Annotated in this window: 14 protein-coding genes; 5 read left to right on the top strand and 9 right to left on the bottom strand. The window is 69.5% G+C overall.

Going from position 1 to position 13937, the window contains the following annotated elements; translation table 11 throughout:
- Window positions 1–4: 4 nt before the first annotated feature.
- Window positions 5–823 (bottom strand): hypothetical protein, encoded by an 819-nt coding sequence (locus AC5Y4Z_RS08035; protein ID WP_499962397.1) that lies wholly within the window; start codon window positions 821–823, stop codon window positions 5–7.
- 115 nt (window positions 824–938) lie between these two features.
- Window positions 939–1556, bottom strand: coding sequence for a carbonic anhydrase (locus tag AC5Y4Z_RS08030; RefSeq protein WP_499962395.1), 618 nt, complete (start codon window positions 1554–1556; stop codon window positions 939–941).
- Here AC5Y4Z_RS08030 and AC5Y4Z_RS08025 point away from each other — a divergent pair.
- The 3 genes from AC5Y4Z_RS08025 to AC5Y4Z_RS08015 all read left to right on the top strand — a co-directional run bounded on the left by AC5Y4Z_RS08025 (window position 1555) and on the right by AC5Y4Z_RS08015 (window position 5021).
- On the top strand, window positions 1555–2427 hold the full coding sequence (locus AC5Y4Z_RS08025; protein ID WP_499962393.1) for an HhH-GPD family protein: 873 nt from the start codon (window positions 1555–1557) through the stop codon (window positions 2425–2427). The genes AC5Y4Z_RS08030 and AC5Y4Z_RS08025 overlap by 2 nt on opposite strands.
- Before the next feature lie 139 nt (window positions 2428–2566).
- Window positions 2567–3331 (top strand): gluconate 2-dehydrogenase subunit 3 family protein, encoded by a 765-nt coding sequence (locus AC5Y4Z_RS08020; protein WP_499962391.1) that lies wholly within the window; start codon window positions 2567–2569, stop codon window positions 3329–3331.
- Window positions 3318–5021 carry a GMC oxidoreductase gene (locus AC5Y4Z_RS08015; RefSeq protein ID WP_499962389.1) on the top strand — a complete coding sequence of 568 codons (1704 nt, stop codon included), beginning with the start codon at window positions 3318–3320 and terminating at the stop codon, window positions 5019–5021. Before AC5Y4Z_RS08020 ends, AC5Y4Z_RS08015 begins: the two co-directional genes overlap by 14 nt.
- On the opposite strand, the gene AC5Y4Z_RS08010 is transcribed toward AC5Y4Z_RS08015, so the two are convergent.
- Window positions 5005–5781 (bottom strand): alpha/beta fold hydrolase, encoded by a 777-nt coding sequence (locus AC5Y4Z_RS08010; RefSeq protein WP_499962387.1) that lies wholly within the window; start codon window positions 5779–5781, stop codon window positions 5005–5007. The two genes, AC5Y4Z_RS08015 and AC5Y4Z_RS08010, sit on opposite strands and share 17 nt — an antisense overlap.
- A 14-nt stretch (window positions 5782–5795) precedes the next feature.
- On the opposite strand from AC5Y4Z_RS08010, the gene mhuD reads away from it, so the two are divergent.
- Window positions 5796–6113: a mycobilin-forming heme oxygenase MhuD gene (gene mhuD / locus AC5Y4Z_RS08005; protein ID WP_499962385.1), complete on the top strand. Its 318-nt coding sequence runs from the start codon at window positions 5796–5798 to the stop codon at window positions 6111–6113.
- Window positions 6088–7443, top strand: a complete 1356-nt coding sequence (locus AC5Y4Z_RS08000; protein ID WP_499962383.1) for a serine hydrolase — start codon at window positions 6088–6090, stop codon at window positions 7441–7443. Before mhuD ends, AC5Y4Z_RS08000 begins: the two co-directional genes overlap by 26 nt.
- Window positions 7444–7446: 3 nt before the next feature.
- Here AC5Y4Z_RS08000 and AC5Y4Z_RS07995 read toward each other — a convergent pair whose 3' ends face one another.
- The 6 genes from AC5Y4Z_RS07995 to lysS form a co-directional block, all read right to left on the bottom strand.
- A complete protein-coding gene (locus AC5Y4Z_RS07995; RefSeq protein WP_499962382.1) occupies window positions 7447–7998 on the bottom strand; it encodes a histidine phosphatase family protein in 552 nt (183 codons plus the stop codon).
- Window positions 7995–8726, bottom strand: coding sequence for a CbtA family protein (locus AC5Y4Z_RS07990; RefSeq protein WP_499962381.1), 732 nt, complete (start codon window positions 8724–8726; stop codon window positions 7995–7997). The genes AC5Y4Z_RS07995 and AC5Y4Z_RS07990 overlap by 4 nt, the downstream gene beginning before the upstream one ends.
- Window positions 8727–8731: 5 nt before the next feature.
- Complete coding sequence (locus AC5Y4Z_RS07985) at window positions 8732–8947, bottom strand: CbtB domain-containing protein (protein WP_499962380.1); 216 nt, start codon at window positions 8945–8947, stop codon at window positions 8732–8734.
- 134 nt (window positions 8948–9081) lie between these two features.
- On the bottom strand, window positions 9082–11616 hold the full coding sequence (clpC1, locus tag AC5Y4Z_RS07980) for an ATP-dependent protease ATP-binding subunit ClpC (RefSeq protein WP_499962379.1): 2535 nt from the start codon (window positions 11614–11616) through the stop codon (window positions 9082–9084).
- 273 nt (window positions 11617–11889) lie between these two features.
- Entirely contained in the window at window positions 11890–12228 is a 339-nt protein-coding gene (gene lsr2, locus AC5Y4Z_RS07975; protein ID WP_297725261.1) for a histone-like nucleoid-structuring protein Lsr2, read from the bottom strand.
- A gap of 130 nt (window positions 12229–12358) precedes the next feature.
- Window positions 12359–13858 carry a lysine--tRNA ligase gene (gene lysS, locus AC5Y4Z_RS07970; RefSeq protein ID WP_499962377.1) on the bottom strand — a complete coding sequence of 500 codons (1500 nt, stop codon included), beginning with the start codon at window positions 13856–13858 and terminating at the stop codon, window positions 12359–12361.
- Window positions 13859–13937: the final 79 nt, after the last annotated feature.

The following is a 13937-nucleotide window of genomic DNA, read 5'->3' as shown; positions in this document are numbered from 1 at the left end:
CGGATCAGCCCGCGGGAACGGGGCCCGGGGCGCCGCCCGGCGGGGCCTCCGGCGGCGGCGCGAGCGCCGGCTGTCCGGGCTGGCCCGGTACCGGCCCGGGCGGCGGGGGCGGTTGGTTCAGGATGAAGGGAACCGGCATCGAACGCAGGTTGCCCAGCTGCACGACGAGGTTGTAGGTGCCCGGGCCGATCGCCGGCCGCGGCAGCGGGCAGTGCGGCGCCGAGCCCATGCCCGTCCAGGTCACCGCCGTCGTCACCTGCTCGCCCGGCGTGAACGTCTTGACCAGGGTCTCGTTCGACGGAGCGCAGTCCAGGTTGGACCACAGCCGCTTGTTGTCCAGCGAGTAGACGTAGGCGGCCAGCACCGCGGCCCCGACGTCGCGCTTGCAGGACACCAGGCCGATGTTGGTCACCACCATGGTGAATTTCGGCTGGTCGCCGATGAAGTACTGGGGCGCGTTGGTCAGGCCCTTGACGGCCAGCGTCGAATCGGGGCAGTCATCGCCCTCCTTCAGCACCGGCGGCGGCTGCACCGCGGCGGTCGGGGTGGGCGACTCGGGGTTTTGGCCCTGCGGCGGCGCCACCGGGGTGACGCCCTCCTGCCCCGCGGGCGGGGGCGCCTGGCTCGGCGGCGCCGCGGGCTTGCTTTGAGCGGTGTTGGGCTTGTCCGCGCTGGCGGGTTTGGCGCCCGCGCTGTTGCCCATGAAGGCGATGATCGTGGCGACCGCGATCCCGATCACGACGACCGCGATGCCCAGGGCCAGGCCCCTGCGCCGCCAGTAGATCTCGGTGGGTAGCGGGCCACGCGGTTCCAGATCCAGCACGATCTCACCGTAAGCCCAGGTCACGCGGATTTGTCCGACCCGCCTCGGCGTGTCGTGCGGTTAGCTGCCCTCGAACTGGGGCGAGCCGTGTTAGTGGAGGCCCGCGGGCCGCCCGTTATTCGCCGATGTCGCCGACGCTGTCGACCAGCGCCGCCTTCCCGTCGGCCAGGTGATAGGTGACGCCGGCGATGCCGAGGGTGCCCGCCGAGACCCGCTCCGCGATGGCCGACGAGCGCGACATCAGCTGGGCGGCCGTCTCGCGCACGTGCCGCGCCTCGAACTCGTCGACGCGGCTCAGCCCGTCGCGGCGGCCCATCAAAATCGACGGCGCGACCCGCTCCACCAGGTCACGCACGAACCCGCCCGGTATCTCGCCTTCGTCGAGCGCGCTCAGGGCGGCCTTGACCGCCCCGCAGCTGTCATGCCCGAGGATCACGATCAGCGGCACGTTGAGGACCGCCACCGCGTACTCGATGGAGCCCAGGACCGCCGAATCGATGGCCTGTCCGGCGGTGCGCACCACGAAGGTGTCGCCGAGGCCCTGGTCGAAGAGGAGCTCGGCGGCGACCCGGCTGTCCGAGCAGCCGAAGATCACCGCGATCGGCTGCTGACCGGCGGCCAGGCTGGCCCGACGGTCGACGCTCTGGTTGGGATGCGCGGGCTTGCCCGCGATGAATCGCTCGTTACCCTCTTTGAGTGTTTTCCATGCTGTTGCCGGGTTGGTAGTGGGCATGGCACACATCATGCCCGAACTGCTCGACTGGTATGAGCGGTCCCGCCGCGAACTGCCCTGGCGCGAGCCGGGCGTCAGCGCGTGGCAGATCCTGGTCAGCGAGTTCATGTTGCAGCAGACGCCGGTGGCCCGGGTGCTCCCGGTCTGGACGGACTGGGTACGCCGCTGGCCCACCCCGTCGGCCACTGCGGCCGCCAGCGCCGCCGACGTGCTGCGGGCCTGGGGCAAGCTGGGCTACCCCAGGCGGGCCAAGCGACTGCACGAGTGCGCCGCGGTGATCGCCCGCGACCACGGCGACGTGGTGCCCGACGACGTCGAGACGCTGCTGACGCTGCCCGGCGTCGGCCGCTACACCGCGCGGGCGGTGGCCTGCTTCGCCTACCGCCGGCCGGTGCCGGTGGTGGACACCAACGTGCGCCGGGTGGTAGCCCGCGTCGTGCACGGCCGGGCCGACGCCGGGGCGCCATCGGCGGCACGCGACCACGCTGACGTCTCGGCGCTGCTGCCGAAAGACGAACGGGCGCCTGAATTTTCGGTGGCGCTGATGGAGTTGGGCGCGATCGTGTGCACCGCGCGCGCCCCGCGGTGCGGGTTGTGCCCGTTGCCCGAGTGCGCGTGGCGGGCGGCTGGCTATCCCGCCGCGTCCGGGCCGGCGCGGCGGGTGCAGACGTACGCCGGCACCGACCGTCAGGTCCGCGGGCGGCTCCTGGATGTGTTGCGCGCCAACGATTCCGCGGTCACGCGCGCCGAGCTGGATGTGGCGTGGCTGACCGACACCGTCCAGCGGGACCGCGCGCTGGAATCGTTGCTCGCCGATGGCCTTGTGACCCGGACCGTCGACGGCCGGTTCGCTCTGGCCGGTGAGCACTAGCGGCGATCACAGGCGCGGCGGGGCCGCGCGCCGTGGGTCGCCGCCACCGCATTAGCGGCGAACCCGCTTCGGCACAACGCGACACGCCGCCGCGCGCGCGTTCCAGGTGAGTTTCATATCCGCGTCTTACCCTGCCGATGTGCCCAGCGAGGTGTCCAGGCGCGCGGTACTCGGCGGGATGAGCCTGCTGCCGCTGGCCGCCGCCATGCGGGGCGGGCTGCCGGCCGCCTCGGCCGACGCGGGTTACCGGTTCCTGTCGGCGCACCAGGCCGCGGTCCTCGACGCCGCGACCCGCCGCCTGATCCCTGGCCCGCAAGACTGCCCGACCGAGCTGGGCAGTCCGGGGGCGCACGAGGCCAACGTGGTCAACTACCTGGACCGGATGCTGTCGGTCTTCGACGTCACGCCCGCCGACGTGCATGCCGGCGGCCCGTGGAGCAACCGCGCCGGCGGTTCGGTCGACTACATGGCCGCCTTCGTCCCGCTCAACCGCGCCCAGGCCTACGCGTGGCAGCAGCGCCTGACCCAGCTTCGCAACCAATACACAAGCGGCATCGCACTACTCGATCAGCAGGCCGGCGGCGACTTCACCGCGGCGCCGGCGGTCCGCCAAGACCTCATCCTTGCCCAGGGTCCGGCGGCGGCGTTCGCAAACGTTCTGTTCGGCCACACGATCGAGGCGATGTACAGCGTCCCCGAGTACGGCGGCAACGCAAACCTGGTGGGCTGGAAGGGGATCAAGTACCCCGGGGACTCCCAACCCCGCGGATACACCGCCGCCGAGGTCGAGGCCGCCCAATGGGACGTGGTCGTCGTCAGCGACATCATCAACCGCCTGCGTCAGGGCTGGGAGCAGCTCGTCGCCAAACTTGGCGGGAAGGGCGGCGTGAGTGCCAGCCACTAAGGCGATCATCGTCGGCTCCGGCGCCGGCGGGTCGACGGTGGCGATGCAGCTGGCCGAAAATGGTTGGGACGTGGTGATATTCGAGAAGGGTTCGAACTATTTCACCAACCTGGACGGGACCGGGCCGCTCGGGACGACGTTCGCCAACGACGAACTCAAGGCGCTGTACCGCTACTTCGAGCAGCCCGACCCGCTCGCCTACCCGCGCACCTATCGCACCAGCGCCGCCCAGCCCGCCGGCTACGTGGGCCCGGTCAACGAACTCCCGGTGACCGTCGGCGGCGGAACGACCCATTGGGACGCGAAGGTCCCACGGTTCTGGGACATCGACTTCAAGGGGCTGTCGATGCTCGGCCCGCAGCCCGGCGCGGACGTGCAGGACTGGCCGTTCGAATACAGCGAGATCGCACCGTACTACGACGCGATCGAAACGCTGCTCGGGACGCAGGGCGACATCAGGCTGATCCCCACACTGACCCGGCAGCACGCGCCGCGTGCCAGGCCGTTCCCGATGCCCCCCGGTCCGCAGCAGCGCTCGTCCACGCTGATCGCCAAGGGCGCCAAGCGAATCGGTCTGCATCCCTACCCGTTCCCGATGGCGATCAATTCGGTCGAGTACGACGGCCGCCCGGCGTGCAACGACTGCGGATTCTGCAGCGACTACGGCTGCCCGATCTCGGCGCGGGTGGGTGCGCTCGCGCCGCTGCGGCGCGCGTTGCGGACCGGGCGGGTGCAGCTGCACCCCGAGACCACCGTCACCAAGGTCAACTTCACCGGCCGGCGGGCTACCGGCGTCTCCTATCTCGACCCGCAGGGCAATCCCGGCGGGGAGAACGCCGACGTCGTGGTGCTGGCCGCGTCGGCGATCGAGACGTCACGGCTGGCGCTGCTGTCCGGGCTGCCCGACGCCAGCGGACGGATCGGCACCCGGCTGATGTTTCACAACTTCGTCGACGGCTTCGGCATCTACCTCGACCAACGGGTGCACGCCTACCGCGGGCGCTCGACCACGCAGTGCATGGAGGACTTCTGCAACCCCGACTTCCCCGGGGCCCGAATCGCGGCGAAGCTGGCCGGCCTGCCCTACATCCGCGGCGGGCTGTGCGAGCTGGGCGGCAGCCAGGACCCGATCACGGAGGGCAAGTTCTACCAGGAGATCCTGGGATTCCTGCCGGGCGTGCAGCTGTTCGGCGGCCCGTTCAAGGACCTGATGCGCGCCTCGCTGTTGCGCGACCGGCTCGCCGGGGTCAACTTCATCGGCACCGACCTGCCCTACCTGACCAACAACGTCACCCTGGACCCGTCGGTCACCGACCTCAACGGCCAGCCGGTGGCCCGCGTGACGTGGGCGCCCGGACGGCACGAGCTGGTCGCCCAAACCTTCTTTCTGGTGCCCATCACCGCGATGATGGCGGCGGCCGGCGCGCAGCTGTTCGCCGCCATCCCCGACGGGCTGGAGCGGAAACTGGGGGGCGGCACCCCGCCGAACACCAAGCACGTGATGGGTGGGATGCAGATGGGGGTGTCCCCCGCGACGAGCGTCGTCGATCCGACCGGGCGCATGCACCAGATGGACAACGTCTACGTCGCCGACGGCAGCGTGTTCGTCACCTCGGGTTGCCAGAACCCGACCAACACGCTGATGGCGGTGGCGCTGCGCATCGCAGTCGGGCTCACCGGCGGGCGGTGACCCCGAGAAAGGACTCCACGGCTTCGCGGTAGGCGTCCGGCGCCTCGTCGTGGATCAGGTGACCCGACCCCGGTACGTGCAAATAGGTTGTCGGGGAATCGCTTTGGGCCATCCGGCGCATCTGGCCCGGCGGGGCGACGGAGTCGCCGGCCTCGATGAGCAGCGCCGGGACCCGCACGGCCGCCCACTGCGCCCAGTAGTCGCGGGTGCCCCATTCGGCCGCGATCTCGATCCAGCGCGCGGTGTGCCCGTGCAACCGCCAGCCGCGTTCGGTGCGGTCGAAGGCGTCCAGGAAATACTGCCCGGCCACCGGCCCGAATTCGGCGAATACCCGCTCGGCGGAGTCGAATTCGACCGGCAGCGCGTGCAGCCACGGCTCCCACGGGCCGGTGGTGCGGCCGCGGAAGTCCGGCGCCATGTCCTCGACCACCAGCGCCGAGACCAGGTCCGGACGCTCCGCGGCCAAACACCACGAGTGCAGGGCACCCATCGAATGCCCGACCATCCGGGCCGGCGTCCCCAGCGCGCCGACCGCGTCGGCCAAATCGGCCACGAACCGTTCGGTGCTGATCGGGTGGGGATCGTCGACGTCACGCCCGCGGTGCCACGGGGCGTCGTAGGTGTACACGGTGCCCAGCCGGGTCAGCCACGGCAGTTGCCGCGACCAGGTGCTGCCCCGCCCCATCAGGCCGTGCACCAGCACCAACGGCGCGCCCTGCCCGCCGCGGCAGGTCAACAGATCGCTGGGCATGCGGGGCACGGTAGCCTAGCCACATGCCCGTGGTGAAGATCAACGCAATCGAGGTACCTGCCGACGCCGGGCCCGAGCTGGAGAAACGGTTCGCCCATCGCGCGCACGCGGTGGAGAACCAGCCCGGTTTCCTCGGCTTCCAGCTGTTGCGCCCGATCAAGGGTGAGGACCGCTACTTCGTGGTGACGCACTGGGAGTCCGACGAGGCGTTCCAGGCGTGGGCGCAGGGCCCCGCAATCGAGGCCCACGCCGGACACCGGGCCAATCCCGTGGCGACCGGCGCATCGCTGCTGGAATTCGAGGTCGTGCTGGACGTTGCCGCAAGCGAACAGGCTGGCTAGCGCGCGACGCCGCGGCGCGGCGGTGGGATTGGCCGCGGCCCTGGTGGTGACCCTGGCGCCGGGTTGCGCACCGTCGCCCGCCCCGCACGCGAACGCGGCGAACCCCGGCCGGCAGATCGACACCCGCACGCCCCCGGGTATCCGGGCCCAGCAGACCCTGGACATGCTCAACTCCGATTGGCCCATCGGTCCGGTCGGGGTCGCCACCCTGGCCGCGCCCGACAAGGTCGAGTCCGTGGAAACCACCATGGAGGGGCTGTGGTGGGATCGTCCCTTCACCCTCGACGCCGTCGACCTCAGCGCCAGCGTCGCCACGCTGCACCTGGTCACGTCGTACGGGGCGCGGCAAGACATCCGGATACACACCGACGACGACGGCCGCGTGGACCGGTTCGACGTCGACACGCACGCACCGAAGGTCACCTCGTGGCGCGACGTCGACGCCGTACTGGGCAAGACGGGGGCGCGCTACTCCTACCAGGTCGCCAAGGTCAATGACGGTCACTGCGACCCGGTGGCCGGGACCAACACCGGCGAATCATTGCCGCTGGCATCGATTTTCAAGCTGTACGTGCTGCACGCCCTGGCCGGCGCCGTCCGGAGCGGCACGGTGTCCTGGGACGATCAGCTCACCGTCACCGAGAAGGGCCGCGCGGTTGGTTCGTCGGGCCTGGAACTGCCTGTGGGAGCTCATGTTTCGGTCCGCACCGCCGCCGAGAAGATGATCGCGACCAGCGACAACATGGCCACCGACCTGTTGATCGGTAGGTTGGGCACGCACGCCATCGAGGACGCGCTGGCCACGGCGGGCCATCACGATCCGGCCAGCATGACGCCGTTCCCCACGATGTACGAGCTGTTCTCCGTCGGCTGGGGCCGGCCGGATCTGCGCGAGGAATGGAAGCGGGGATCCCCGCAGACGCGCGCGCGGCTGCTCGAGCAGGCCAATTCCACGCCCTATCAACCCGATCCGACCCGCGCGCACACCCCGGCCTCGACCTACGGCGCGGAGTGGTACGGCAACGCCGAGGACATCTGCCGGGTGCACGCGGCGCTGCAGGCCGACGCCGTCGGGGCCGCCGCGCCCGTCCGGCAGATCCTGTCCGCGGTGGCCGGCATCCAGCTGGACCGGAACGTGTGGCCCTACGTCGGTGCGAAAGCCGGTGGCCTGCCCGGTGATCTGACCTTCAGTTGGTACGCGGTCGACAAGACCCGGCAGCCGTGGGTGGTGAGCTTCCAGCTGAACTGGCCCCGCGATCACGGCCCGTCGGTGACCGGCTGGATGTTGCAGGTCGCCAAGCAGGTCTTCGCGCTGATCGCGCCCCGCTAGCGCTCACAGGCGCAGCGTCCAGCCGCCGTTGCGGAAATGCAGCACGGTGCGGCTGACCGGCGGAATGTCGATGCGCCAGAACGCTTCCGGGGGCGCGCCCAGTGCCCGCAGGATGGCCGCGCGGATCACCGCCGGATGCGTCACGGCCACCGCGGGCGCCGCGTCGCCGGTCAAAGACTCCAGCCATCCGGCCACCCGTTGGATGAGCCCGGCGATCGACTCACCGCCGTGCGGCGTGCGGGACGGGTCGGTCAGCCACGCCTCGAGGTGGGCGGGGACCGCGGCCCGCAGCGTCTGCCCGCACCATTGGCCGCAGTCGAGGTCGGCCAACAGCGGCTCGGTCGCGGCGCGCAGGCCCAGCAGCTGAGCGGTCTGGCGGGCGCGCCGCTCGGGCCCGGAGAACTGGCGCGCGTCGCCGCCGATCTCAAGGCGCCCAGCCCGTTCGGCCTGGCGCCGGCCGATGGCGTTGAGCGGCTCGTCGGCGGGAAAACGCCCGGCCGCCATGGCGTCGGTCATCGCGTGCGCCACCAGGGTCAGCCGGACGACCTCGGTCACGCGGGGACCCGTTCCTCCAGCGGACGTCGCACAAGCGTCGCGAACACCAGGCCGATCGTCGCCCACAACACCAGCTGAGTGGCCAGGGCGACCAGCCGGAACTCGTAGAGGACGTCGGCGGGGAAGCCGGGCGGTGTCTCGTCGGTGGCCGGCAGGAGGACCGCCACCACGGCGATCGCTGCGACATAGGCGCCCGCCGCGAGCAGCCCCGAGTTCCACCCGCCGAGCCGGGCCGTCAGCCGGCCGGCCAGCCACACCGCGGCGATCGCCAGCACCACCGACGCCAGCACCATCACCAGGTACCAGCCGGTGCGTGCCCCGATCGTGTCCGCCTGGCCCACTGCGGGCGGATTCGGCGGGTATTTCACGAACGGCACCAGATCCACCGCGACGAACGCACCCGCCGCGAGCAGCGCCGAAAGTGCTCGCGGCCCAACGCTTGTCGCGCGCGCGGTAACGACGCAGAACAACACGCCGAACAGGGCGCCCATGGCCACGCCGAAGATCAGCACCCCGAAACCCAGCCCGGCGTTGGCCTGCACGCCGCGGGTGAACAGCTCGGCGCCGTGCTCGTGCACGCCGTGGGCGTCGAGGGCGTCGGCGCGACCGTCCTCGAAGGCGATGGCGCGCCCGATCACCGGCTCGGCGCACAGGCGGGCGAACAGGAAGGCCAGCAGCGCGCCGGCGGCGCCCGCCAACAGACCGCGCGCGATCAGACGCTTTTCCACGCCGGTCAGTGACAGGGGAAGCCGAGCAGATGGCGCGCGTCGTGCAGGAACTCGTGCACGTGCGAGTCGCTGCCGAACAGCGACACCGCACCCTGGTCGATGCCGACGAAGTACAGCGCCAGGAGCGCCAGGAAGGTGGTCGCCGCCAGCCAGAGCGCGGCGCGGGCCGCCGACAGGTCGAGCAAACGGCTGCGGCCGCCGGTCAGTTGGGGATTGGACACGTCGGCTCCTTCCGGGGATTGCGCGTCCCCGCCGGTGACGACGGGCCACGGGTCTGACTGTAGACAGTGGCGCGACCGTTCTGGACTCTCACCAGATTCCGTTGCCCGTCAGGACAGGAGCCAGTGTAGGGCAGCTACTGCGGTTCGGGCGCGCTGTGCGCCCCGGCCTTGGCCAGGTCCGGCTCGGCCGGCGGCTTGCGGGTTCCCGTGAACGTGAACACCGCGTCCTCGCCGGCGCCCTCGCCGTCCCAGTTGTCCACGTCGACCGTGACGACCTGCCCCGGACCGACCTCCTCGAACAGGATCTTCTCCGACAGCTGGTCCTCGATCTCGCGCTGGATGGTGCGCCGCAGCGGGCGCGCGCCCAGCACCGGGTCGAAGCCGCGCTTGGCCAGCAAGGCCTTCGCCTTGTCGGTCAGCTCCAGGGCCATGTCCTTGCTCTTGAGCTGGCCCGCGACCCGGCCGATCATGAGGTCGACCATCCGGATGATCTCGTCCTTGGTCAGCTGGTGGAAGACGATGATGTCGTCGATGCGGTTGAGGAACTCCGGGCGGAAGTGCTTCTTCAGCTCGTCGTTGACCTTTTGCTTCATCCGCTCGTAGTTGTTCTCGCCGCCACCCTGGGTGAAGCCCAGCCCGACCGGCTTGCTGATGTCGGAGGTGCCCAGGTTGGACGTGAAGATCAGCACGGTGTTCTTGAAGTCCACCGTGCGGCCCTGGCCGTCGGTGAGCCGGCCGTCCTCGAGGACCTGCAACAGGCTGTTGTAGATCTCCTGGTGCGCCTTCTCGATCTCGTCGAAAAGCACCACAGAAAACGGCTTGCGCCGCACCTTCTCGGTGAGCTGGCCGCCCTCCTCGTAGCCGACGTATCCCGGCGGCGCGCCGAACAGCCGCGACGCGGTGAACCGGTCGTGGAACTCGCCCATGTCGATCTGGATGAGCGCGTCGTCGTCGCCGAACAGGAAGTTGGCCAGCGCTTTGGACAGCTCGGTCTTACCGACACCGGACGGGCCGGCGAAGATGAACGAGCCCGACGGGCGCTTGGGGTCCTTCAGCCCGGCGCGGGTGCGGCGGATCGCCTTGGAGACCGCCTTGACCGCGTCCTCCTGACCGATGATCCGCTTGTGCAGCTCGTCCTCCATGCGCAGCAGCCTGGTGGTCTCGGCCTCGGTCAGCTTGAACACCGGGATGCCGGTCCAGTTACCCAGCACCTCGGCGATCTGCTCGTCGTCGACCTCGGCGACCACGTCGAGATCGCCTGAACGCCACTGCTTTTCGCGCTCGGCGCGCTGCGCGACGAGTTGCTTCTCCCGGTCGCGCAGGCTGGCGGCCTTCTCGAAGTCCTGGGCGTCGATCGCCGATTCCTTCTCCCGGCGTGCCTCGGCGATCTTCTCGTCGAACTCGCGCAGGTCCGGCGGCGCGGTCATCCGGCGGATGCGCATCCGCGCGCCCGCCTCGTCGATCAGGTCGATCGCCTTGTCCGGCAGGAACCGGTCGTTGATGTAGCGGTCCGCCAGGGTGGCCGCGGCCACCATCGCGCTGTCGGTGATCGACACCCGGTGGTGGGCCTCGTAGCGGTCGCGCAGGCCCTTGAGGATCTCGATGGTGTGCTCCACCGTCGGCTCGCCGACCTGCACGGGCTGGAAGCGGCGCTCCAGCGCGGCGTCCTTCTCGATGTATTTGCGGTACTCGTCGAGCGTGGTGGCGCCGATGGTCTGCAGCTCCCCGCGGGCCAGCTTCGGCTTCAGGATGCTGGCGGCGTCGATCGCGCCCTCGGCGGCGCCCGCACCGACCAGCGTGTGCAGCTCGTCGATGAACAGGATGATGTCGCCGCGGGTGTTGATCTCCTTGAGCACCTTCTTCAGGCGTTCCTCGAAGTCACCGCGGTAGCGGCTGCCCGCGACCAGCGACCCCAGGTCCAGCGTGTAGAGCTGCTTGTCCTTCAGCGTCTCGGGGACCTGGCCGTGCACGATGGCCTGCGCCAGGCCCTCGACGACGGCGGTCTTGCCGACGCCGGGCTCGCCGATCAGCACCGGGTTGTTCTTGGTGCGGCGGGAGAGCACCTGCATCACCCGCTCGATTTCCTTCTCGCGGCCGATGACCGGGTCGAGCTTGCCCTCCATCGCGGCGGCGGTCAGGTTGCGCCCGAACTGGTCGAGCACCAACGACGTCGACGGCGAGCCGGACTCGCCGCCGCGGCCGCCGGTGCCGGCCTCGGCGGCCTCCTTGCCCTGGTAGCCGCTCAGCAGCTGGATGACCTGCTGGCGCACGCGGGTCAGCTCGGCGCCCAGCTTGACCAGCACCTGGGCGGCCACGCCCTCACCCTCGCGGATCAGGCCCAGCAGGATGTGCTCGGTGCCGATGTAGTTGTGGCCGAGCTGCAGCGCCTCGCGCAGGCTCAGCTCGAGGACCTTCTTGGCGCGCGGGGTGAACGGGATGTGCCCGGACGGGGCTTGCTGGCCCTGGCCGATGATCTCCTCGACCTGGCTGCGGACGCCCTCCAGCGAGATCCCCAGTGACTCCAGCGACTTCGCCGCGACGCCCTCGCCCTCGTGAATCAGGCCCAACAGGATGTGCTCGGTGCCGATGTAGTTGTGGTTGAGCATCCGGGCCTCTTCTTGCGCCAGGACGACGACCCTGCGGGCACGGTCGGTAAATCGTTCGAACATCGGTGGTTACCTGCTCTCCCTCACATCGGTACTTCAAGTCGTTGTCGGCGCAAGCGCCGACGTTCGCGTACCTGCCATCCACTGTAATGGTCGGCCTGCCGGGGTTCCTAACTGTCGCGGCGCCCGGCGCAGCGCAACGGATACACGCAACAGTTAACGAGTAAAACCACCAAAGCGTTTCCCGCCGCGACCGTCGGCCGGTTCGCCGCGAGCGAAAGTGAAAATTGCCGACGCCCGGGTCCTGGGACAGGTCCGGGCGCCGGCAAGCGGTTGTCAGGTCGCCGCGTGGAACGCGTCGATGACGTCGGCCGGGATCCGGCCCCGCGTCGACACGTTGTGCCCGTTGCGGCGGGCCCATTCCCGGATCGCGGCGCTTTGCTCGCGGTCGATCGCGCCGCGGCCGCGTCCCGAGCCGGAACGCCCGCGCCGCCGGCCCCCGACGCGCCGTCCCGCGGCCACCCATTGCTTCAAATCGTTGCGCAGTTTCGTGGCATTCTTGGACGAAAGATCAATCTCGTAGGTCACCCCGTCAAGCCCGAATTCCACAGTTTCGTCGGCTGCGCCCGCACCGTCGAAATCATCGACCAAGGTGACGGTCACTTTTTTCGCCATTAGCTTACCCTCGCGTTTCGTCCTGAGCAGTTGCAGAGCAGTTTGGATAGACTCCCCGGCCACCAATCTGCCATAACTGGACGCGATCTTCAATCCAACTCGCAACGCACTCAGTTGAGTTTGAGAGCTTTCAGATCGACTGCGGGCGAACAATCGGGAACAAAACTGTCTCTCTAATTGACAGTCCGGTCAATGACATCAGCAAGCGGTCGATACCCATTCCGGTTCCCGTGCACGGCGGCATCCCGTACTCGAGCGCGGCGAGAAAGTCTTCGTCGAGCGCCATCGCCTCGTCGTCGCCGGCGGCCGCGGCGCGCGCCTGCGCGGCGAACCTGTCGCGCTGCACCACCGGATCGTTCAATTCGGAATATCCGGTGGCCAGTTCGACTCCGCGCACGTAGAGGTCCCACTTCTCCGTGACACCGGGGATGCTGCGGTGCTGGCGCGTCAAAGGTGTTGTCTCCACAGGGAAATCCTTGACGAAGGTGGGCGCGGTCAGCGCGTTGCCGACCTGGTGCTCCCACAGTTCCTCGACGAGCTTGCCGTGCCCGTAACCCCGGTCGTCGGGAACCTCGAGGCCGAGCCGGTCGGCGATGGCGCGCAGCCGGTCGACCGTCGTGTCGGGGCTGATCTCCTCACCGAGCGCCGCCGACAGCGAGGGATACATTTGTATCGACGCCCATTCTCCGTCTATGTCGTAGACGCTGCCATCGGGCAACGGCAGTTCTCGGGTACCGATCGCCTCGTCGGCGACCTCTTGAATAAGCTCACGCGTGACGATCGCCGAATCGTCATAGGTTCCGTAGGTCTGGTAGGTCTCCAACATGGCAAATTCCGGAGAATGCGTCGAATCGGCACCTTCGTTTCGGAACACGCGATTTAACTCGAAGACCTTGTCGAAACCCCCCACGATGCAGCGCTTGAGGAACAGTTCGGGCGCGATCCGCAGGTACAGATCGATGTCGAGCGCATTGGAATGCGTGATGAACGGCCGGGCCGCGGCGCCGCCGGCCAGCGTCTGCAACATAGGGGTTTCGACTTCGAGAAACCCGCGCCGCTCCAGCGCGTGGCGAATCGCGCGGATCACGGCGATTCGCTGCCGGGCCACGGTGCGGGCCTCGGGACGCACGATCAGGTCGACGTAGCGGCGCCGGACCCGCGTCTCTTCGTTCATGTCCTTGTGCGCGACCGGCAGGGGCCGCAGCGACTTGGCCGCCATCCGCCAGGAGTCGGCCAGGACGGACAACTCGCCGCGCCGCGAGCTGATCACGTTGCCGTGCACGTAGACGATGTCGCCGAGGTCGACGTCGGCCTTCCACGCGTCCAGCGCCTCTCGGCCGACCTTGTCGAGGCTGATCATCACCTGCAGGGCGGTGCCGTCGCCGTCCTGCAGCGTCGCGAAGCACAGTTTCCCCGAGTTGCGCGCGAAGATGACGCGGCCGGCGACGCCGACGACGTCGTCGGTGGCCGTGTCGACCGGCAGATCGGGGTGGGCGGCGCGAACCTCGGCCAGCGTGTGGGTGCGTTCGATGGCGACCGGGTAGGGGTCGGTCCCCTCCGCCAGCAGGCGAGCGCGCTTGTCCCGGCGGATCCGGAACTGCTCGGGGAGGTCGGGCTCGGCTGCGCTCACGACCTGCCAGCTTAAAGGACGGGCCGGCGCGGGTGCCGACGCCGTCGAGCCTGCACACAGAGCGCGAAATTCGCCCGGA

The organism is Mycobacterium sp. NGS63, from assembly GCF_059812295.1.
The sequence above is the reverse complement of the archived record's forward strand: the minus strand, read 5'-3'. Positions and strand labels throughout refer to the sequence as shown.